Below are 248 nucleotides of genomic sequence, written 5' to 3' on the forward strand. Positions count from 1 at the left end.
GGTTCATGAGTTCCATATATCTTATAGCCTTCGGTGCGGCGCAGTTTCCGCTTGGCGTCTTTCTTGACAGCCGCGGCGCGCGTGCGACGCTTGCGCCGCTTTTGTTTTTTGCGGTGGCGGGCGCGCTCGTTTTTTCGCAGGCGCACGGCCTGGGCGCGCTTGTGATCTCACGCGCGCTCATCGGAATCGGGCTTTCCGGCAGCCTTATGGCCGCCTTCAAGGGGTACGCCGACAGGCTTCCGACCGCT

The 248-nt window shown here is 62.5% G+C and carries 1 protein-coding gene; it reads left to right on the plus strand.

Features of this window, described 5'->3' with window-relative positions; genetic code table 11:
• Window positions 1–248 (plus strand): hypothetical protein (locus RRY12_12455; GenBank protein ID MEG2185484.1); only part of this gene is annotated, 248 nt, incomplete at both ends.

Source organism: Cloacibacillus sp. (assembly GCA_036655895.1).
GTDB lineage: Bacteria > Synergistota > Synergistia > Synergistales > Synergistaceae > JAVVPF01.